The sequence below is a fragment of the Flavobacterium succinicans LMG 10402 genome (genome assembly GCF_000611675.1).
Lineage (GTDB): Bacteria > Bacteroidota > Bacteroidia > Flavobacteriales > Flavobacteriaceae > Flavobacterium > Flavobacterium succinicans.
Map to the genome: position 1 here is coordinate 344,656 of NZ_JATV01000004.1, position 20,653 is coordinate 365,308.

General features: G+C 36.4%; 14 protein-coding genes. 11 read left to right on the forward strand and 3 right to left on the reverse strand.

Going from position 1 to position 20,653, the window contains the following annotated elements:
- Positions 1-55 precede the first annotated feature (55 nt).
- Positions 56-1,204 carry an ATP-binding protein gene (locus tag AO58_RS0105455; RefSeq protein ID WP_024980736.1) on the forward strand — a complete coding sequence of 383 codons (1,149 nt, stop codon included), beginning with the start codon at positions 56-58 and terminating at the stop codon, positions 1,202-1,204.
- A gap of 698 nt (positions 1,205-1,902) precedes the next feature.
- Positions 1,903-4,527 carry a WD40/YVTN/BNR-like repeat-containing protein gene (locus AO58_RS0105465; protein ID WP_024980738.1) on the forward strand — a complete coding sequence of 875 codons (2,625 nt, stop codon included), beginning with the start codon at positions 1,903-1,905 and terminating at the stop codon, positions 4,525-4,527.
- A 372-nt stretch (positions 4,528-4,899) separates the two neighbouring features.
- On the opposite strand, the gene aceA is transcribed toward AO58_RS0105465, so the two are convergent.
- Entirely contained in the window at positions 4,900-6,180 is a 1,281-nt protein-coding gene (gene aceA / locus AO58_RS0105470) for an isocitrate lyase (RefSeq protein ID WP_024980739.1), read from the reverse strand.
- A gap of 321 nt (positions 6,181-6,501) precedes the next feature.
- Positions 6,502-8,103, reverse strand: a complete 1,602-nt coding sequence (aceB, locus tag AO58_RS0105475; protein WP_024980740.1) for a malate synthase A — start codon at positions 8,101-8,103, stop codon at positions 6,502-6,504.
- 120 nt (positions 8,104-8,223) lie between these two features.
- On the opposite strand from aceB, the gene AO58_RS0105480 reads away from it, so the two are divergent.
- The 3 genes from AO58_RS0105480 (at position 8,224) to AO58_RS0105490 (ending at position 11,971) form a co-directional block, all read left to right on the forward strand.
- Complete coding sequence (locus AO58_RS0105480; RefSeq protein ID WP_024980741.1) at positions 8,224-9,705, forward strand: helix-turn-helix domain-containing protein; 1,482 nt, start codon at positions 8,224-8,226, stop codon at positions 9,703-9,705.
- A 108-nt stretch (positions 9,706-9,813) separates the two neighbouring features.
- Positions 9,814-11,508: a hypothetical protein gene (locus AO58_RS0105485; RefSeq protein ID WP_024980742.1), complete on the forward strand. Its 1,695-nt coding sequence runs from the start codon at positions 9,814-9,816 to the stop codon at positions 11,506-11,508.
- A gap of 4 nt (positions 11,509-11,512) precedes the next feature.
- On the forward strand, positions 11,513-11,971 hold the full coding sequence (locus AO58_RS0105490; RefSeq protein ID WP_139225522.1) for a hypothetical protein: 459 nt from the start codon (positions 11,513-11,515) through the stop codon (positions 11,969-11,971).
- A 111-nt stretch (positions 11,972-12,082) separates the two neighbouring features.
- On the opposite strand, the gene AO58_RS0105495 is transcribed toward AO58_RS0105490, so the two are convergent.
- Positions 12,083-13,444 (reverse strand): hydroxymethylglutaryl-CoA synthase family protein, encoded by a 1,362-nt coding sequence (locus AO58_RS0105495; RefSeq protein WP_024980744.1) that lies wholly within the window; start codon positions 13,442-13,444, stop codon positions 12,083-12,085.
- A 342-nt stretch (positions 13,445-13,786) separates the two neighbouring features.
- On the opposite strand from AO58_RS0105495, the gene AO58_RS0105500 reads away from it, so the two are divergent.
- From AO58_RS0105500 to AO58_RS0105525, 6 genes are all read left to right on the forward strand, one after another.
- Positions 13,787-14,452, forward strand: coding sequence for a succinate dehydrogenase cytochrome b subunit (locus tag AO58_RS0105500; protein ID WP_024980745.1), 666 nt, complete (start codon positions 13,787-13,789; stop codon positions 14,450-14,452).
- An 11-nt stretch (positions 14,453-14,463) separates the two neighbouring features.
- The gene (locus AO58_RS0105505; protein WP_024980746.1) at positions 14,464-16,473 is read left to right on the forward strand and encodes a fumarate reductase/succinate dehydrogenase flavoprotein subunit; all 2,010 of its coding nucleotides are present in this window, start codon (positions 14,464-14,466) and stop codon (positions 16,471-16,473) included.
- A 67-nt stretch (positions 16,474-16,540) separates the two neighbouring features.
- Entirely contained in the window at positions 16,541-17,302 is a 762-nt protein-coding gene (locus AO58_RS0105510) for a succinate dehydrogenase/fumarate reductase iron-sulfur subunit (RefSeq protein WP_024980747.1), read from the forward strand.
- 192 nt (positions 17,303-17,494) lie between these two features.
- Positions 17,495-19,237, forward strand: a complete 1,743-nt coding sequence (locus AO58_RS0105515) for an alkaline phosphatase D family protein (RefSeq protein WP_024980748.1) — start codon at positions 17,495-17,497, stop codon at positions 19,235-19,237.
- 137 nt (positions 19,238-19,374) lie between these two features.
- Positions 19,375-19,833, forward strand: coding sequence for a hypothetical protein (locus tag AO58_RS0105520; protein ID WP_024980749.1), 459 nt, complete (start codon positions 19,375-19,377; stop codon positions 19,831-19,833).
- A complete protein-coding gene (locus AO58_RS0105525) occupies positions 19,830-20,594 on the forward strand; it encodes an amidohydrolase (protein ID WP_024980750.1) in 765 nt (254 codons plus the stop codon). Before AO58_RS0105520 ends, AO58_RS0105525 begins: the two co-directional genes overlap by 4 nt.
- Positions 20,595-20,653: the final 59 nt, after the last annotated feature.

The following is a 20,653-nucleotide window of genomic DNA, read 5'->3' on the forward strand; positions in this document are numbered from 1 at the left end:
CTCTTGTCAGGCCTATCTACTAGTTGGCAGTAATATTGACCGAAAAACCACATAAATGACTTTAAACCTATTAAATTCTCAAGTAAATCTCATTATTGATGACATCAAAAATTTGGGTATTTATAAAAAAGAAAACGATTTTATTGACTACAAAAAAGAACTAAATCATTTTGGTCAAACTGACTCAATTGAAATTTTCTTAAGAAACTTTGCAAAAGATATTCTGTCGTTTACAAATAATAAAGGAGGTATAATACTAATTGGCTTTACCGAGGATAAATTGACTGGTAAAATTGATGACACAGGTTTAGCAGAAAAAGATATTGACTTATTGAAAAAAATTGACTTGAATAAAGTAAATCAAAAAATCGATTCGATTACCAAATGTAATATTAGTATCGATACACAAGAATTTCGCATTGCTTCAAGAAAATTTTATTATTTACTTATCGAGAAAAATAATGATGTAACAATTCCTCTAAATGACTTTCCAAATTATAAAATAAAGAAAGGAGATATAATACATAGAATTCCAGGTAAAAACGAAATAGCAAACGAAAATTCTCAAAAATTAAATCGTTTTTTGCAAATCAAAGCAAATGAAAAGAACAAGGAGTTTATGGAAATATGGTCAAAATTACTACCTGAAATTTTTGATATAAATCCTAAAGAAATTTTGATGATAAATCCAAAGACCAATAAACTTTATGGATATAATCAAAAGGAAAAAAACTTATCAAGTAGCGAAATTGATATTGATAAATCTGAAACGGGCGCATTCAATGTTATATTAAATGCAATATCAGCAGGTGAAATAGGAAAAATATCTGATACTGAAGGCAAACCTCTTTATAGAATAATTGGAGAAATTAAAACCTTAAGTCATAAAGATTACATTAGTCTATCAACGTTAGATACAGAAATTAGGAAAGAAGCCAAATACAACTTTTCAAATCCACTTTTAAAGTTAGCGTTAAGATATTTGGAATGGACAAATACTGATAATTTTAGTGTTGAAAATCCAAAAGAAGATATTCTTAATGAAAAATATTCCGAATTTATTTGGATTGAAAATATTGACACAATAAAAGATAAGAGAAAAGTCGTTTTCTCGAAAGAAGCAATTAAAATATTAACTGACACAATAAATGACAGTAAAAATCATAAGACAATTTTTAAAAGAGAATTGCATTTAAAAAAATAAAAATACTACTGCCAACACACGCTACAACGGATTTGGGCAATTAGCTTAATGGGAAAATTGGTTTGTATTTGGCAGTTTAGTAATAATCGAAAAATAAATCATACTTTATCCCGAAACCCGCTGTAGTAGAAGTACGCTAGAGGGTAACTTAAAAAAAAATTAACTCATGAAAAAATTTACTTTAATATTACTTGGATTTGTTTTACAATGCTTAGGAATTACTTTTATGTTATACGGGCTTAATAATAGTCGTTTTTTATTATGGACGGGATTATCAATAGTGTTTATTGGATTTGCACTAATAATTGTAGGAGTAATTTTAAATAAAAATAAAACTAAATAATTTGCATTCAACACTACCCCAAAAAGTGTGTAAGTTGATTTTAAAGCTAATTTTTTAGGTATTTGTTGAAAAAAATTGAAAGGATTAAAAAATCCTTTCAATCAGTAGCAAAAAATCTTTTTAATAATAATGACAATATATATTTGTTGCTATTTATTGTGAACATTCTTTCAAATGTTTTAGATTTTTTTCGTTTTTAGATTTTAAAGATACCTTTCGAGTTGTTCGAAAACGAAACAAATAATAAAGAGGTTAATACATAAATAACGACTTTATTGATAGTTAAAAAACAATTTTGTTGTTGAATTTTAGTATTTATTTAATATTTCTTACTTTTCGTTCAAAATTCACAACTATGAAAAAAATAGCCTTCCTAATTACTGCCTTGACCTTTAGTGTTTCCTGGGGCCAAAAAGGTACTACTACCACGACGCCAACTTTGTTTCAAGAGTTGACTTTACAAAATGTTGGACCCACCGTGATGAGTGGACGCGTAGTTGACGTGGCGGTAAATCCTGAGAATCCTATCGAATTTTATGTAGCGTATGCCTCAGGTGGTTTGTGGTATTCGAATACGAATGGTTTGAGAATGGAACCAGTGATGGATACGGCACCAACACTAAATTGTGGTTCTGTCTTTGTGGATTGGAAATCAGGAATGATTTTGGTGGGTACAGGAGAAATCAATTCTTCGCGATCTTCTTATGCAGGAATAGGTTTGTTACAATCCTTTGACAAAGGAAAGACCTGGAAAAATATAGGATTGACCGACAGTCATCATATCAGTAAAATTTTAGTTAACCCCAAAAATAGCAATGAGATTATTGTTGGAGTGGCGGGACATTTATACACTAAAAACAAGGAAAGAGGCATTTTTAAAACGACCGATGGTGGAAAATCGTGGCAACAAGTGTTGTTCGTAAATGACGAAACTGGAGTGATTGATATGGCTGTGGCCGAAAATAATTTTGACGTACTATACGCCAGTGCTTGGCAGAAAGACAGAAAAGCACACAATTTCAATGGAAACGGAAAAGCCTCTGGTATTTATAAAAGTACCGATGCAGGATCGACTTGGCAGTTGATTTCTACTCCAGAAAGTGGCTTTCCTTCGGATGAATTCGTCGGACGTATTGGATTATCGGCTTTTACTTCAGACATCATTTATGCTGTGATGGATAATCAAAAAATGCGACCTTCGGCTAAAAAAGAAAAAGATCCCAACGATGAAGATCCAGAGGTAATTGGAGCCGAAGTTTTCAAATCCATCAACGGAGGGAAAACGTGGGTAAAAACCAATACGAGTTTTATTGATGATTTTTATTCTAGCTATGGCTATTATTTTGGCGACATCACGGTAGATCCTAAAAATCAAGAACGCATTTATATCACAGGTGTTCCGTTGTTGTTTTCTGATAATGGAGGAAAAACATTTCAAGCTATTGATGGCGATAATGTACACTCCGATCATCACGTAGTTTGGATCAATCCTAATAATCCGAATCATTTGGTTAACGGAAACGATGGTGGTTTGAATATTACCTATGATAATGGAAAATCGTGGCAGTTATGCAACAGTATTCCAGTGGGACAGTTTTATGCGGTGAATGTCGACGAACAAGAACCTTACAATATTTATGGTGGTTTGCAGGATAATGGTGTTTGGGTTGGGGCTAATAACTATAATGCCTCAATTCGTTGGCAACAAGAAGGGAAGTATCCGTATTCCAGATTAATGGGAGGAGATGGGATGCAAATCCAAATTGATAAGCGCAATCCAAATATCGTTTTTACAGGATACCAATACGGCAGTTACTACCGCATCAATCGCGCGGATGAATCTAAAAGTAAGTTCATTGCACCGAAAGCCAAAAAAGGAGATAAATCGTATCGATACAATTGGCAATCACCTATTTTATTGTCATCTCACAATCAAGACATTTTGTATTTAGGCTCTAATTTTTTACACCGTTCTATGAATCAAGGTGATACTTGGACGGCTATTTCACCCGATTTAACTCAAGGAGGTAAACAAGGAAATGTGGCTTTTGGAACGTTGACAACTATCAGCGAAAGTCATTTCGAGTTTGGAGTGTTGTACACCGGTAGCGATGATGGTTTAGTTCAATTTACTAATAACGGTGGAGCGAGTTGGAAAGTGATTTCTACTACTTTGCCACAAAACCTTTGGGTAAGTAGAGTAGTGGCTTCTATCCACAAAAAAGAACGCGTTTATGTAACGCTCAATGGGTACCGAAATGACGATTTTACAAGTTATGTGTATGTGTCAGAAGATGCAGGGCAAACTTGGAAAAGTATTGCAAACAATCTTCCTGCAAGTCCAGTCAATGTGATTTTAGAAGACAGCGTTTTGGATAGCGTGTTGTATGTAGGAACTGACAATGGCCTTTACATTTCTGTTGACGGTGGTACTTCTTGGCAAGATTTCTCAAACGGAATGCCTCCAGTGGCGGTGCACGATTTGGTGATTCAAAAGAAAGCCAAAGATTTAATTGTGGGGACACACGGTCGCTCGGTATATAAAGTGAGTTTGAAACAAGTACAAGAATTGAAAAAAGAGGTTTTAGACAAAACGCTTTATGTGTATGAAGTCAAAAGCACAACAAAATCCGAAAGATGGGGTTCGAAACGTGGCGCTTGGGGTGACGAGTTTATTCCAAAAAATGAACTTTGGTTTTATACCAATTCGGCTGGAAATGTAATCGTTCAATTAGAAAATGCTTCCAAAGAAATCGTGTATACAACTACTGTTGCCGCTCAAAAAGGATTGAACAAAGTGGTTTATGATTTAGCAATCGACAAAGTTGCGGCCGACAAATGGATGGCAAAAGATAAAAAGCTAAAAATAACGCCTGCTAAAAACGGAAAGTATTATCTACCTGTGGCCAAATATACTTGGAGCGTAGCTAAAGACAAAGAGAAAGCGACAACACCTTTCGAAATTGTAGCGCCTAAATAAAGAGGTCTGTTTGAAAAATCAACCATAATTTCTGATGGTTTTACGTTGAAAGGTTATGATAACTAACTTGTTTTTGAACCATATAAGGCATTTAAGGTCATTGAAGTTAGGTAAAAAGTAGTAACTCTAATTTGTGTATACTTTTTATCCTTTTACTAAAACCAAAAGAGGGCTTTTGAGTCATATTTACAACTCTTATATGGTTAAAAATTTTGCGAACCTAGCGTAAACCTTTGCGAACCTTGCGGTTAAATTTCGACAAAGATTTTTCGCATTGACACGATTAAGAACAAAAACAAAAGGCACGATTCCAAGTTGGTCTCGTGCCTTTTTTTGGCAAACATCTTTAATAATTAAACTTCTAAAATACTTTTAAAATTGTGCCACTTCTGTTGAGTCTTTCATTGCGGTTGTAGACGCTTTACCAGTAGTAACCGTATTTTGAACAGCATCAAAATAGCTCGTTCCCACAAAACCTTGGTGTTTTACGGCTCTAAAACCGTGTTGTTGCAAAGCAAATTCTCTTTCTTGTAATTCAGAGTAGCCGGCCATACCTCTTTCTTTGTAGGCTTTTGACAATTCAAACATACTCGTGTTCAAAGCGTGGAATCCAGCCAAAGTAATGAATTGGAATTTATACCCCATAGCCGCCAAGTCTTCTCTAAAGGTTTCCATTTCTGCAACCGATAGTTTCGCCGCCCAGTTGAACGAAGGCGAACAGTTGTAAGCCAACATTTTTCCCGGGTATTTCGCGTGAATGGCATCGGCAAATTGTTTTGCGTAAGCCAAATCAGGGTTGCTCGTTTCCATCCAAATCAAATCGGCATAAGGTGCATAACTTAACCCACGGTCAATACCTTGCTCCACACCACAGTTTACGTAGAAGAAACCTTCGTCTGTTTTTTCTCCCGTGATGAATTTGGCATCTCTTGGGTCTATATCGCTTGTCAATAAGTTTGCAGCATCCGCATCCGTTCTTGCTACAATTAGGGTTGGCGTTCCCATTACGTCGGCAGCCAAACGCGCAGCGATTAATTTATTGATGGCTTCTTGCGTAGGAACCAAAACTTTTCCGCCCAAGTGGCCACATTTTTTAGCAGAACTCAATTGGTCTTCAAAGTGTACGCCCGCTGCGCCTGCTTCAATCATTGATTTCATCAATTCAAAAGCGTTCAAATTTCCTCCAAAACCTGCTTCAGCATCCGCAACAATCGGAACCAAATAGTCTTTTTTATCTACGGTTTTGTTCACCACTTGAATTTGGTCAGCGCGCAACAAAGCGTTGTTGATTCTTTTTACTACCAAAGGGACACTGTTGGCAGGATACAACGATTGGTCAGGATACATTTCGCCGGCCACATTCGCATCAGCCGCCACTTGCCAGCCACTTAAGTAAATAGCTTCTAGTCCAGCTTCCACTTCTTGAATGGCTTGATTACCGGTCAATGCGCCTAATCCGGCAACAAAATCCTGTGATTTCAATCTGTTCCAAAGTTTCGTAGCGCCCATTCTAGCGATACTGTGTTCAATTTGGTATGAACCTTGCAATTGCACCACTTCTTCAGCGGTGTAAGGGCGTTCAATGCCTTCCCATCTTGGGTTTGTTAACCAATCAGTTACTAATTCTTGAATGCGTGTCTCGGTGGTTTTCATAATTTCTTTTTTTTTAATTCTCGGTTGGTTTATAATAGATTTTTTGTTTCATTTAATTATCAGGAGCGGCAAGCAAAGGGCTTTTTCAGTGAATATGGGTCCCGCTCTCCGTTATATCTCTGTCCTCGCTCGTTCGCGAGTCCAGAGGATGCCACTGCGATCGGGGCTAAAAGCCAGCAATGTGATTTTCTAGAAAAACAAAAGACACAAGGTTTTAATTGCTAACTTTAATTGTTGCTATGATTCGTTTAATTGAAGCAGGAAAATTGGTGTTCATCTGTGGAATTCGTGGCTTACTTTTTTAATAGTGATTGTTAACCACTACAAATACTTGTACCCAGGTATCGTCAAGAACTCTACAAATTTTTTGTTCACAACCAGTTCGTCTAGTAATTTTTCTGCCAAGATGTAGTTTTCCTCTTCGTGCGCTCGGTCACCCACTTGCTTTCTGATTTTTTCATATTCTTCCAAAGCTATGCGGTGGTACAATTTGGTCGTTAATTTTTCACCCGAATCCAACGTTACTTCATTTTGAAGCCATTGCCACAATTGCGACCTTGAGATTTCTGCCGTGGCGGCATCCTCCATCAAGTGATGAATCGCTGCAGCGCCTTGACCGTTTAGCCAAGAAGTGATGTACAGCACGGCCACATTTACGTTTTTGCGAATCCCTTCTTCGGTAATCGTTCCTACTGGAATTTGCAACAAATCCGCTTCTGTAATATGCAAATCCGCTCTCTTGATGTGAATATGATTTTTGGTCATCATATTTTCATTAAACACTTTCATCGCTATCGGAACCAAATCAGGATGCGCTACCCAAGTTCCGTCGTGTCCGTTTCTCGCTTCTCTTTCTTTGTCGGCAATCACTTTTTTGAAGGCAATTTCGTTGGCTTCGGGGTCATTCTTAATCGGAATTTGTGCAGCCATTCCGCCCATTGCGTGAATGTTGCGTTTGTGACAACGCTGAATCACCAATTTAGAATACGCGTCCATAAAAGGCGAAGTCATCGTTACTTGGTCGCGGTTCGGAACGATAAAGGCAGGATTATTTCTGAATTTTTTGATGTATGAAAAAATGTAATCCCAACGCCCGCAGTTCAAGCCTACGATATGGTCTCTTAATTCGTAGATGATTTCGTCCAACTGAAAACTGGCGGTTATGGTTTCAATCAAAACGGTTGCTTTAAAGGTACCGTGTTGCTCTCCAAGGTATTCTTGTGCAAATTCAAACACTTCGTTCCACCATCTGGCTTCCAAATAATGTTCTAGCTTGGGTAAGTAAAAATAAGGCGCCGAACCGTTTCTGGCCAATTGGTCATGATTATGAAAAGCATACAGACCAAAGTCAATCAAAGAGCCAGAAGCTTCTTCGTTTGCTATCAAGATGTGCTTTTCGTTCAAGTGCAATCCTCTTGGGCGCACAATCAAAACGGCTGTTTTTTCTTTTAGTGCGTATTTTTTGTTTTTAATTGGATCTTCTAGAGTAATCGTTTTGTTTACGGCATCTTTAAGGTTTTGTTGCCCTTCCATTATGTTGTCCCAAGTAGGCGAAGTGCTGTCTTCAAAATCGGCCATAAAAGTTTTCGCACCCGAGTTCAAAGCGTTAATCACCATTTTTCTATCTACTGGTCCGGTGATTTCCACTCGTCTATCGATTAAATCTTTTGGGATTGGAGCTGCTTGCCAGTTGCTTTCTCTAATGCTTTTGGTTTCCAAAGGAAAGGTGGGTAACACCCCATTATCAAATTGGACTTGTTGTGCTTTGCGGGCTTCTAAAAGTTCCAATCGTTTAGTATTGAAGTTTTCGTGTAAAGCGGTCAAGAAATCGATCGCTTCCTCGGTTAAAATGTTCTCGTGTTGCGCAATTTCTTCATTCAAAAATTGCCATTTTTTTTCGGTGGTTTCGGTTAGTGTTTGCATAACTATTTGATTTTGATACTGCAATACTACAAAAAGTTTTTTACAAAACAAGCGAACGTTCGCAAAAAATAAAAAAAATGTTTTTTGCGACTTTTATATTTTTAGTTTATCTTTGGTTTTATGAACATAGAAAAAGAGTATATCAAGTTAATTTTCGGGCTAAAACTCAAGCAGGCTCGCATGAGTAAGGATTTGTCATTATTTGGTCTGGCCAAGATTACCGACTTGTCCAAATCGTATTTAAACGAGATCGAAAAAGGAAAAAAATATCCCAAAACGGATAAAATTATTCTGCTGGCCGATAAATTAGAGGTGACTTATGATCATTTGGTATCGTTAAAACTCGATAATAATTTGGCGCCCATTGGTGAAATTCTGACTTCAGGTATTTTGAAGGAAATTCCGTTGGAGCTTTTTGGAATTCAAGAGGCTGATTTGATTGATATTATTGCCAATGCGCCTGCTAAGGTCAATGCCTTTATTAGTACCATCATTGAAATTGCACAACATTATAATTTGTCACGCGAAAGTTTCTTTTTGGCTTCTTTGCGTTCGTATCAAGAAGCACACAATAACTATTTTGAAGATTTAGAAGAAAAGGTGTTGTTGTTTTGTAAAGCTTTTCATGTAGATCTCGCCAGTAATATTTCGATAGCCGAGCTAAAAGAAATTTTGATCGAAGAATACGGATATACCATCAAAGAATTGGTGTTTTCTGAACAAGCTGAAATGGGGGATTTACGCTCAATTTATGTACCTACTAGCAAAACCTTATTGCTTTCGGACGAGATTGATGAAGGGCAAAAGGCTTTTGTTTTAGCCAAAGAAATCGCTTATAATTTTATGGAAATCAAAGAGCGTTTGTATACGTTCAGTTGGATTAAATTCGACAATTTTGACCAAGTCTTGAATAATTTTTATGCCTCTTATTTTGCGGGAGCTTTGTTGTTGCCAAGACAAAATCTGATTGATGAATTGAATTTGTTTTTGGCCAAAGAGAATCCTAAACCACAAGAAATGGTGCAATTGATGACGCAATTCAACGTCTCGCCTGAATCCTTTTATCAGCGATTGACGAATATTTTGCCGAAAGATTTCAATTTGAAAAACTTGTTTTTCTTGCGTTTGTCTCACAAAATAGGCGCCGATACCTACCAAATCAAAAAGGAACTACATATTACCAATCAACAAGAACCGCACGCCAACGAAATGAACGAGCATTACTGCCGCAGATGGGTTTCGATAAAAACTATTGAGCAATTGTTACAACAAGGCAAGACGCATTTTTTTGATGCGCAAGTGTCGCGTTATGAAAATAGCAGCAACGAATATTTGGTGTTTTCCTCGGCTACTCCCGATCCGTTTAAGAAAGATTGTTTGCGAAGTATTTCGGTGGGGATTTTAATCACGCCATCGGTAAAGAAAAAGTTCAAATTCTTAGAAGGCGATGTGGTGCCCAAACAATTGGTGGGCGTGACCTGCGAAACTTGTGCGGTGAAAGATTGCCAAGAGCGCGCCTCCGAACCCATTCATCTCAATCAAAAAATACGCAACGAAAACACCGAAGCCATCGTTCAGAAGTATATGGCAAAGTTTAGTTGATTTTTTTGTTTACTTTAATATTATTTTATTGTTAATAAGTTTTACAAGGTTATTCTGTATTGTGATTTTGGTATATTTGTAATAATCAACCTTTTAACTAATAATTTAATGAAAAAAACAACTCCATTCAATTTTATTTCACTAGTTTTTTGCTCACTTTTGATAATTTCTTGTTCTGATACTACTGATATGTCAGTCGGTACCGCTGCATCAATTAATCGTAATGAGTATATCAAATATGGTAAGAAATTAGAGAATCCCTATTCAATCAAGAATATGAGGAAAGCTTTATTTAATTTAAAAGAAAAGACAAAAGGGAAATCAAGTACAAGTAAAGAAATGCTTGTGCCGGTAGATGAATTAAGTATTGAACCAAATTATCTTTATGTAGAGATAGCTCCTACTACAGCCGCTCAGGAAGCGGAAATAAAGCAAGATAGCTCTTTAATTGTTTTTGATTATCCTCTCGATTATGAGTTTACGGACGAAGTTCTTGATGCTAGACCTCAATTAGCTCCTAATGAGTTTCCTGTGTATTACAGTGCTATTAAGATTGACTCTGATATGGCAAGTGAAGTGTATTATCAAACCTTGGAGGAACTTTATATTCCTGAAGAAGACCCTTATTTTGATGATGGTTTAACAATGCTAAAGAAAGTGGATAAAAAAACTATTGAAAAGCGACAATTGTTTTTGGATCAATTGCTCGAAGAAGCATATAGATTAACGGGTAATGAGTATGAGGGTAAATCTAATGATACATCTACCAATCGATTGATTTTTGGTACGAGATGGTGGCCTAGTGGGGCTATTTCAATTTTTGATGAAGTAGCGGGTAGAAACGTGCCAGTAGTTGGCGCAAAGATTTTGATTAGGCAATGGTTTACTGTACGACAAGCTATTACCAATGAAAACGGTTATTTTAAAACAAGCTCTGTGAGAGGTAGCGCTCGTTATATTATTCAATGGGAGAGATATGACTACAGTATACGAAATGGCTCTTTGTTTCAGGCGGAATTAAGAGGTCCTGAACGAAAACAACAAGACTGGAATTATACCATTAACGCTGGATCAGGCGATAGTGATGATAAATACCATGCGCTAATACACCAAGCGGCACATGATTATTATTATGGTCATCGTTTTGGATTAATTTCGCCGCCGCGTAATGGATTTTTTAGTGTCCAAATGAAGATTGCGGCAAGAGAAGTTAGGGGTTCTTCATATCATACTCATGCTGCTAATGAGTTAACCTACGGCCTATATCCAAGAATAGTGATAAAAAAATGGGGAAGGTCTGCAGATGAGATATATGGCACAACAATTCATGAATTGACCCATGCAGCTCATTCTGTTTTGGATAGGAATAATTATGACAACATAGTCCGAGATGGCTATTTTAATAGTAGTTCAATTATTTCAAATAGAAATAAAAGATTATTAGAGACATGGGGATCAACAGTTGAGATTGTCATGACTTTAGATAGGTATAAAATTAAGTTTGGTAATAATGCATATAGGGTTTATCAAAATTTAGATTATAGAGATTTTCAATTTTTAACGATAAGGGATGAAAATATATATACGTCCGCTGGGTTTGATATGATTGATAGTTTTAATCAGAGGGATTTTAATGGATTTAATTATCCTGTTGACAGAGTAAATGGCTATACAATAAAGCAATTGCAAGATGCTTTGGTTGGTGCCAGTTACTGGGATGAATGGCGCAACAATATCAAGAACAGGTACGATAACCCAACTGAAATTTACTTAGATGAATTATTTAATAACTGGCAAGATTAAGATTATGAAAAAGATATATTGTATAATTGTTGCATTATTCATGCTAATGGGTTGCACTGATCAAGGAGATAAAATAACATATGATTATTCTATTCTTAATACTTCAGGAAAGAAAATAGTTTTAATACCTTACATTGGAGGAGTTAAAGAGGTTCAGAACGCAATAACTTTACAGCAAAACGAAAAATTTAACAAAAAGTATATTTATTATCCTCCAGGTGCTAAAGGGTATAACATGAGTAATCTTTTTAGTAAAACTGCCATAGGTAGTTTGACTCATGTAGAAATTATTTTTGATGATATAAAGAAGGTAATTTATCAAGAATGCACAACAACAAATCAGTGTTTTAATCAAGCTAGAAACATTTTTAATCCAGTTTTTAGCGACGAGCAAACAGAAGTGTACACTATTACTCCAGAGGATTATCAAAACGCACAAGATTGCGGCGGGAATTGTAATTAAAAGTATAAAGAAACGTGATTTAGAAAATAAGAAAGGCTGTCTTCAAAATTGGAGACAGCCTTATGTTTTACAAAAAACGTGTATTTCAAATTCACTAAGTTGAAGGTTTTATTACTCCACCCATTTGTAATAACGAGCGCCTAGTAAGTTGGGATTTTCGTTTTCGATACGGTCCAAAATCCATTCGTTTTGTGGGGTGCGAATGGGTTGTTTTTGTTCTTTTTTGTGGAGTTTTTCGTAGGTTTCAAAATCAATAGCGACACTTTTTTCTAAAGTTTCAAAAAGCGCTACGGGTTGCAAGGCTTTTTTCCAATCCGCTTGAATCGTTCCCTCGAAAACTTTCGATTTTGAACCGCTTCCGTAGGCTAAAAAGCCCATTTTCTCGTTGGCAATTTCAGTATTGTTTTCTGAAAAATGTGCCAAAGTCGATAGCAATCCCATAAAAATAGAGCCCGTATATAAGTTTCCAATTAAAGAGGAAGCGATTTCTGCAGGTTGTAATTTTTGACTCACAAAATCTTGATAAGCCTGAGTTTTGCTAATCTCTTTAAGCTTGTTTTGGTATTCTTCTGGAGTTTCGTTTCCAGTAATAACTGCTTCGGTTGCATCTAAAGCATAAATTTCTGTTAACATACGTCGGCCTTGAAAGGCATACGGTAAGTGCATTACAATGCTTTTCCAGCTGTTATAAATCGTTTCAGAAGTATTTTTTTCTTTTTTGAAAGCAAAGTAGGCATCTTTGGTACGGTCCATATAACATTGGTTCGAATACTGTCCATCAAACACCGGTTGGTCTTTGTGAATTTCGATTTCGTCTTCCAAATTATCAAACCAAGCCTCGTTGTTGTTGTTGCCTGTGATTTCTTGTTTTGAAATAGTTCTGTACGGTTTAAAAAAGTCAAATACGCCTTTCGTGCTTACACCCCAATGATTCTCAAAAGCTATAATTCTTGGGTTGGCGGAGATTAGCATAGCTACAGCTCCTGCGCCTTGGGTGTATTCTCCAGTAGAGTTGAGGTCGTATTTAGCAAAATCGGTAGTAACAACAATTGCTTTTTTAGAGGGGTTCAATTTTACAAAATCTAAGCAGTTTTGTAGTGCATCCACGCCTCCGATACAGGCAAAAGTAAAATCAACTGCATCGCAATGCGTTAAACAGTTTTCTCCAAATTTTTGTTCCATCAAGGCTACCAAAAAGGAAGCGATGGGTTTAGAACTGTCGATTGCGCTTTCGGTTCCTACGTAAATTCGAGCGATGTCGTCTAAAGCTATTTTTTGGTCTTGGATGAGTTTGGTTAAGGCATTGGCTCCAAAAATCACGGTATCTTGATGGGCATCGGCGAGTGTCATATTCGTTAATCCGAGTCCTTTTTGCAATTTTGCGGGTTCAATATTTCGAGCTTCGGCTAAGGTTTGTATGGGTAAGTGTATTTTGGCTACGTCAAAAGAGAGCGCGTCAATTCCAATTTTCATGTGTTATCGTTTTGAGTTGCAAAGGTAAAATGCCGTATGCTAAATACAAGAAAATAGCGGCATTATTCTTTTGTTAAAGGTGCTTTTTTTGAAAAACACTAATTTGTGGTATTTTGTTATTAATTCTGTAAATATATATCGTTTTCTTGCTTTTGTTTTTGAGAAAAATCGATCTTGTTTGGTTTTATTTAAAGAATGTTTAACTTAAATTAAGTAAAAATGGTTAAATAAACATTTATGTTAAACACTTTAAATTCATTATAAATAAATATAAATGGGTTGTAATTCCTTTTTAATTGCCTTATTTTTGTGTGGAATTTTTATTAATTAATATAAAAAAATATGGCACAAACTGCATTGTTAAAGTCTTCTATAGCTAGAAAAGTAGCTATGGCACTATCAGGGCTTTTTTTAATTACTTTCTTGTCATTGCATTTTTTCATCAATATGGTTTCTGTTTTTAGTGCAGAGGCTTTTAATGCAATGTCTCACTTTATGGGGTATAATCCATTAATACAATTTGTTATGCAACCTGTGCTTATCGCAGGTGTAGTTTTTCACTTTGTAATGGGAATGGTTTTAGAACTTCAAAACAAAAAAGCTAGACCTATTAGCTACGTAAAGTACGATGGATCGGCTAATGCTTCTTGGGCTTCAAGAAACATGATCATATCAGGATTAGTGGTTCTAGCATTTTTAGGATTGCACTTCTTTGATTTTTGGATTCACGAAATGACTTATAAATATGTTGAGTCAGGCGCAATCAATGAAACAAGATATTTTGAAGAATTGGTGGCTAAGTTTGAAAGCCCAGTTCGTACAGGTATCTATGTGGTAGCCTTCGTTTTATTAGCGATTCACTTATGGCATGGATTTAGTTCTTCTTTCCAATCAGTTGGATTCAATAACAAATTCTCGGCTACTATTCAAAAATTAGGATATGCATTTGCAATTGTGGTTCCTGTTGGATTCATATTTATTGCTTTATTTCATCATTTTAATCATTAATATCAATCAAAATGAAATTAGATTCTAAAATACCTGAAGGTCACATTTCTAAAAAATGGACAGATTATAAAGACCACTTACGATTAGTTGCTCCAAACAATCGCCCAAAAATTGATATTATCGTTGTGGGTACTGGTTTAGCCGGAGCCTCTGCAGCAGCATCTTTTGCTGAAATGGGTTATAATGTTAAAGCGTTTTGTTACCAAGATTCTCCTCGACGTGCACACTCAATTGCAGCTCAAGGAGGTATCAACGCTGCGAAAAATTACCAAAATGACGGAGATAGTACCTTCCGTTTGTTTTATGATACCATCAAAGGAGGAGATTATAGAGCACGTGAGGCTAACGTACACCGTTTGGCTGAAGTGTCTGGAAATATTATTGATCAATGTGTAGCACAAGGAGTTCCTTTTGCTCGTGACTACGGAGGAATGTTGGATAACCGTTCTTTTGGTGGAACACAAGTACAACGTACATTTTATGCCGCAGGACAAACAGGTCAACAATTGTTGTTAGGTGCTTATTCGGCTTTATCTAGACAAATTGGTTTAGGAAAAATCGATATGTACAACCGTCACGAAATGCTAGAATTAGTAAAAGTGAACGGAAAAGCTCGTGGAATCATTGCTCGTAATTTAGTTACTGGAGAGTTAGAAAGACATTCGGCTCACGCAGTAATTATTGCAACAGGTGGATACGGAAATGTATATTTCTTATCTACGAATGCAATGGGTTCTAACGTAACAGCAGGATGGAAAATCCACAAACAAGGTGCTTTGTTTGCTAACCCATGTTTTGTGCAAATTCACCCAACTTGTATTCCTGTACACGGAACCAATCAATCGAAATTGACTTTGATGTCTGAGTCATTAAGAAACTCTGGACGTATTTGGGTACCAAAGAAAAAAGAAGATGCAGAAGCGATTCGTGCAGGTAAAATGAAGCCAACACAAATTGCTGAAGAAGATAGAGATTACTACTTAGAAAGAAAATATCCTGCGTTTGGTAACTTAGTGCCTCGTGACGTAGCTTCTAGAGCTGCTAAAGAGGTTTGTGATGCTGGTCACGGTATCGAAGCTAATGATACAAATGAAGGAGTGTATTTGGATTTCTCTTCTGAGATTCAATCAAAAGGGAAACAAGTAGCTTTTGCTAAAGGAAATCACAATCCTTCGCAAGAAGAGGTTCTTTCTTTAGGTAAAAAATGGTTAGAAGAAAAATATGGTAACTTGTTTACCATGTACCAAAAAATCACAGACGAAAATCCATACGAAACGCCAATGAAAATTTATCCAGCGGTACACTATACTATGGGTGGTGTTTGGGTTGATTACAATTTAGAGTCAACTATTCCAGGATGTTTCGTAGCTGGAGAAGCGAATTTCTCTGATCACGGTGCGAACCGATTAGGGGCTTCTGCTTTGATGCAAGGATTAGCTGATGGATATTTCGTATTGCCATATACGGTTTCTGATTATTTAGCAGATGACATTCGTACAGGAAAAATCTCTACTGATTTGCCTGAATTTGCAGCAGCTGAAAAAAGCGTGAAAGATTCAATTGATAAATTCTTAAACAACAATGGAACGAAATCAGTAGATCATTTCCACAAACGTTTAGGTTTGATCATGTGGAATAAAGTAGGTATGGGACGTAATGAGAAAGGTTTGACCGAAGCTATTGCTGAAATTGCCGCTTTGAAAGAAGAATTCTACAAAGATGTTTATGTGCCAGGAAGTGCAGATGAGTTGAACCCTGAATTAGAGAAAGCCTTACGTGTGGCTGATTTTATTGAATTGGGTCAATTAATGGCAATCGACGGATTACAACGTTTAGAATCTTGTGGTGGTCACTTCCGTGAAGAATACCAAGATGCTGAAGGTGAAACACTTCGTGATGACGAAAACTTCAAGTTTGTTGGAGCTTGGGAGTACAAAGGAGACGATATCAGCAAAGAAGAACTTCATAAAGAAGAATTGAAATACGAGTTTATTAAAATAGCCGCTAGAAATTATAAATAGTAATAGCGTTATAATTAGCGGTTAGTAGTAAGTAAACTAAAAGCTAATCACATTAAAAATAAAAAACATGAGTGCAGCAAAAAATATTAATATAACCTTACAAATTTGGCGTCAAAAAAACGCTAAAGTTAAGGGAAAGATGGAAACATATAAGTTGAATGATGTTTCTACAGCGAGTTCATTTCTAGAAATGTTAGATCAATTGAATGAGCAATTAGTGAACGAAAGAAAAGAGCCTGTAGCCTTTGATCACGATTGTCGCGAAGGAATTTGCGGAATGTGTTCTTTGTATATCAATGGACGTGCACACGGACCTGATACAGGAATCACGACTTGTCAATTACACATGAGAATGTTCAACGACGGGGATACTATCGTAATTGAGCCATGGAGAAGTGTGGCATTTCCAGTAGTTAAAGATTTAGTTGTTGATCGTTCTTCTTTCGAAAGAATTCAACAAGCAGGAGGATTTGTTTCTGTAAATACTTCAGGTAATACTATCGATGCTAATACGCTTCCTGTACCTAAGGCTGATGCGGATAAAGCTTTTGAAGCTGCTGCTTGCATTGGATGTGGAGCATGTGTTGCTACTTGTAAAAATGGTTCAGCGATGTTGTTCGTTGGGGCTAAAGTATCACAATATGCACTTTTACCACAAGGTAAAGTAGAAGCCACGAATCGTGTATTGAACATGGTACGTCAAATGGATGAAGAAGGTTTTGGTAACTGTACCAATACTGGAGCTTGCGAAATCGAATGTCCAAAAGGAATTTCATTAGAGAACATCGCTCGTATGAATAGAGAATATTTGTCAGCAAGTTTGGTGTAAATAGACTTTCCAAAATTTAAAAAACGCATTCATTCATTTGAATGCGTTTTTTTTTACATGAACATTCGCTTAATTGTTTGTTAATATTCATAATGTTAAAGATACGCAACAGTAATGAAAGGTTAAATATTTCAAAATACTATGCATGCACAGTATTTGTAATTTTGTTCATAATCATACAAAATTCAAAATATGAAATCCAACTTTAGCCGTCGTTCTTTTCTTAAAAATTCCTTATTGTTCTCGGGAGGTGTATTATTAGCGCCTAATTTTATAAGTTGTTCTAAAGATGACGAGCCAAATGATCGGGCACCGATTGACTTAAAGTTATCTAATTTTAATGAGGGAGTGGCAAGTTTCGATCCTACGCCATCAAGTATTATTCTTTGGACTCGCTATACAACTTCAAAAAATGAAAGTGTGAACTTATCTTGGGAGTTAAGCACGGATGCAATGTTCAATAATGTTCTTCGACAAGGAAAAGTTACTACAGACGAATCGAGAGATTTTACTGTTGCAGTTGATGTCCAAGGATTGTCTTCAAATAAGTCCTTTTATTACAGGTTTTACAACGTATTGACTAAAGAAGTTTCTGTAATAGGAGAAACAATCACTTTGCCTTCAGTGTCAGATACTATTTCGCAAGTCAAAATGGCGGTTTGCTCTTGTGCTAACTTTGCTGCAGGTCTGTTTACTGTTTATGAAGCAATGGCAAAATCGGACGTAGATGTTGTGGTGCATTTAGGAGATTATATTTATGAATATGGTGCAGGTGAATACGGAACGAACCAATATACTGCAAGTTTGGGTAGAACTCATGTTCCAGCTAATGAAATCGTGACTTTGGAGGAGTATAGAACTCGTTATAAGCAATACAGAAGAGATCCAAAATTGAAATTGGTACACCAAAAGAAACCATTTATTGCCGTTTGGGATGATCATGAAATCACCAACGACACTTACAAAGATGGCGCCGAAAATCATCAGCCCAAAGAAGGCGATTTTACCGTAAGAAAATTGGCAGCTTTGAAAGCTTACAGCGAGTACATTCCGCTTAAAACAGGGAACGATAAACGAATTTATAGAGATTTTCATTTTGGAAATTTACTTTCCTTGTACATGTTAGATACCCGCGTCATTGCTCGTGACAAGCAATTGGAGTATGGTACTTATTTTTCTTCAAATGGTTCTTTTAATGCAACGGCATTTCAAACCGATTTATTAAATCCAAACAGGCAGCTTTTAGGTACTGAACAATTAGGTTGGTTGGGATCTAAAATTGCCTCAAGTTCTTCGAAATGGCAAGTTCTTGGTCAACAAGTTTTGATGACCAAAATGATGCTTCCCTCAGAACTTTTGATGCTGATGGCGCAAATCAATGGAGAAATTGATGCTTTGGGTAGTGCAAAACCTGCTACTTTACAAGCGTTTCAAACTTCTTTAGGAGGACTGGTTACCATTAAATCAAGGATACTTGCCAATGATCCTACCGTAACTGCAGCTGATAAATTGCGATTGAGTACTGTTTTGCCCTATAATTTGGATGCTTGGGACGGCTATCCAGTAGAGAGAGAAAAGTTATATGCGCTTTTGAATGGGAAAAAAGTTGTAACCTTAGCAGGTGATACGCACAATGCTTGGCAGGGCGAATTAAAGGCAGCAAGTAATAAAGTGGTTGGTGTAGAATTAGCGACTTCTTCGGTTACTTCTCCGGGACTAGAAACCTATTTGGGATTGGGAGGCTCTCAATTAGCTCAATTCGAGCAAGCATTAAATTTGTTAATTGATGATTTAGAATATTCTAATTTGTCGAAAAGAGGGTTTTTGAAAGCTACTTTTTCAGCCGCTGATGTTAAAGCCGAATGGTTTTTTGCCGCTACAGTTTTTGAAGATGGTGCGACTGTCAATCTAGAGAAAACAATCACAAAGAGTTAGTCCTTTTCTTTGGTAGAATAATAGTTCTTGGGCCAGAAACCTATTTTTCATAAAGTGTTTCTGGTTTTTTTGTGGTTTTATATGGACTATTTGGATAAAAATAATTATGTATATTTATTTTTTTAAACCTTTTGCAGATGAAACATTATTTGGTATTCTTTTTCTTTTTGCTTTTTCAAACGATTTTTGCTCAAAGTAATATTTTGATTTTACAAAGTAAACATTCCCGTTTTTATAAAGAGATCAAAGAAGAGAAGCGAATACAAATTGAGACCAAAGAAGGTAAAACGTATCTTGGGAAGTTCAAAATTCAAGATTCGACAGCAATTGTTATACAAGATGAAGTAGTTTTATTGACGGATATTGTCAAAATAAAAAAGAAATCTAAGTTTGGAACGATTGCAAATCCAATAGTGATAACCATCGGAATAGGAGTTTTTGCGCTGGGGGTTTCCGGTCTATTTGTAGCCAATCCTTACGCCGCGGTAGCAGGAACAATGGCCATGATGGGAAGTGTACCGATTATACTTGTTCCTTTGTTTATATATGGTCATCCGTCAAAAAATTGGGAGTATTCTATTAAAAAAGTAAAATGAAAATAGCCATCCTGCAATCGTCCTTAGTTTGGGAAAATCCAGCTGAAAATCGCATTCAGTTCGAAGAAAAAATCCATGCGATTGATGAAAAAGTTGATCTAATTGTATTGCCTGAAATGTTTACCTCAGGGTTTACCATGCGTCCAGAATTGGTTGCCGAAACGATGCAAGGCGAAACGATAGAATGGTTGCGACAATTGGCAAAAGCCAAAAATGCTGCTATCACTGGAAGTTTAGTGATTGCCGAGCACGGAAATTTTTATAACCGATTGGTCTTTGTTTTTCCTTTTGGAGAAGTGCAATTTTATGACAAAAGACACTTGTTTACTTTGGCGGGAGAAGATAAAAAGTATACTGCAGGCAAAGAAAAAGTCATCATAGAGTATTTGGGTTGGAAAATTTGCCCACTGATTTGTTACGATTTACGTTTTCCAGTGTTTTCCAGAAATGTTGAAACGTACGATGTTTTGCTTTACGTAGCCAACTGGCCCGATACTAGAATAAACGCTTGGGACGCCTTACTCAAAGCTCGAGCGATCGAAAACATGTGTTATACTATTGGAGCGAACAGAATAGGAGTAGACGCCAATCATCATCAATACAACGGACATTCGCAAGTGCAAGATTATTTGGGACGCGCTATTATAGAACCACAAGAATCCGAAGGTGTTTTTGTAGCTACTTTGGATAAAAATGCACTAGTAGAAACCAGACAAAAACTAGGTTTCTTGAAGGATAAAGATGATTTTGAAATCAAGTAAAGTGAGTTTAATACCTTTTATTCAGGCACATGGATTTCTTTTTTTGGATTTTTACAGCG

Coding starts and splice junctions, on each gene's coding strand:
- AO58_RS0105465 (WP_024980738.1), top strand. CDS start 1,903: ATGAAAAAAATAGCCTTCCTAATTACTGCCTTGACCTTTAGTGTTTCC.
- AO58_RS0105500 (WP_024980745.1), top strand. CDS start 13,787: ATGGCACAAACTGCATTGTTAAAGTCTTCTATAGCTAGAAAAGTAGCT.
- AO58_RS0105520 (WP_024980749.1), top strand. CDS start 19,375: ATGAAACATTATTTGGTATTCTTTTTCTTTTTGCTTTTTCAAACGATT.
- AO58_RS0105480 (WP_024980741.1), top strand. CDS start 8,224: ATGAACATAGAAAAAGAGTATATCAAGTTAATTTTCGGGCTAAAACTC.
- aceA (WP_024980739.1), bottom strand. CDS start 6,180: ATGAAAACCACCGAGACACGCATTCAAGAATTAGTAACTGATTGGTTA.
- AO58_RS0105525 (WP_024980750.1), top strand. CDS start 19,830: ATGAAAATAGCCATCCTGCAATCGTCCTTAGTTTGGGAAAATCCAGCT.
- AO58_RS0105505 (WP_024980746.1), top strand. CDS start 14,464: ATGAAATTAGATTCTAAAATACCTGAAGGTCACATTTCTAAAAAATGG.
- AO58_RS0105515 (WP_024980748.1), top strand. CDS start 17,495: ATGAAATCCAACTTTAGCCGTCGTTCTTTTCTTAAAAATTCCTTATTG.
- AO58_RS0105455 (WP_024980736.1), top strand. CDS start 56: ATGACTTTAAACCTATTAAATTCTCAAGTAAATCTCATTATTGATGAC.
- AO58_RS0105485 (WP_024980742.1), top strand. CDS start 9,814: ATGAAAAAAACAACTCCATTCAATTTTATTTCACTAGTTTTTTGCTCA.
- aceB (WP_024980740.1), bottom strand. CDS start 8,103: ATGCAAACACTAACCGAAACCACCGAAAAAAAATGGCAATTTTTGAAT.
- AO58_RS0105490 (WP_139225522.1), top strand. CDS start 11,513: ATGAAAAAGATATATTGTATAATTGTTGCATTATTCATGCTAATGGGT.
- AO58_RS0105510 (WP_024980747.1), top strand. CDS start 16,541: ATGAGTGCAGCAAAAAATATTAATATAACCTTACAAATTTGGCGTCAA.
- AO58_RS0105495 (WP_024980744.1), bottom strand. CDS start 13,444: ATGAAAATTGGAATTGACGCGCTCTCTTTTGACGTAGCCAAAATACAC.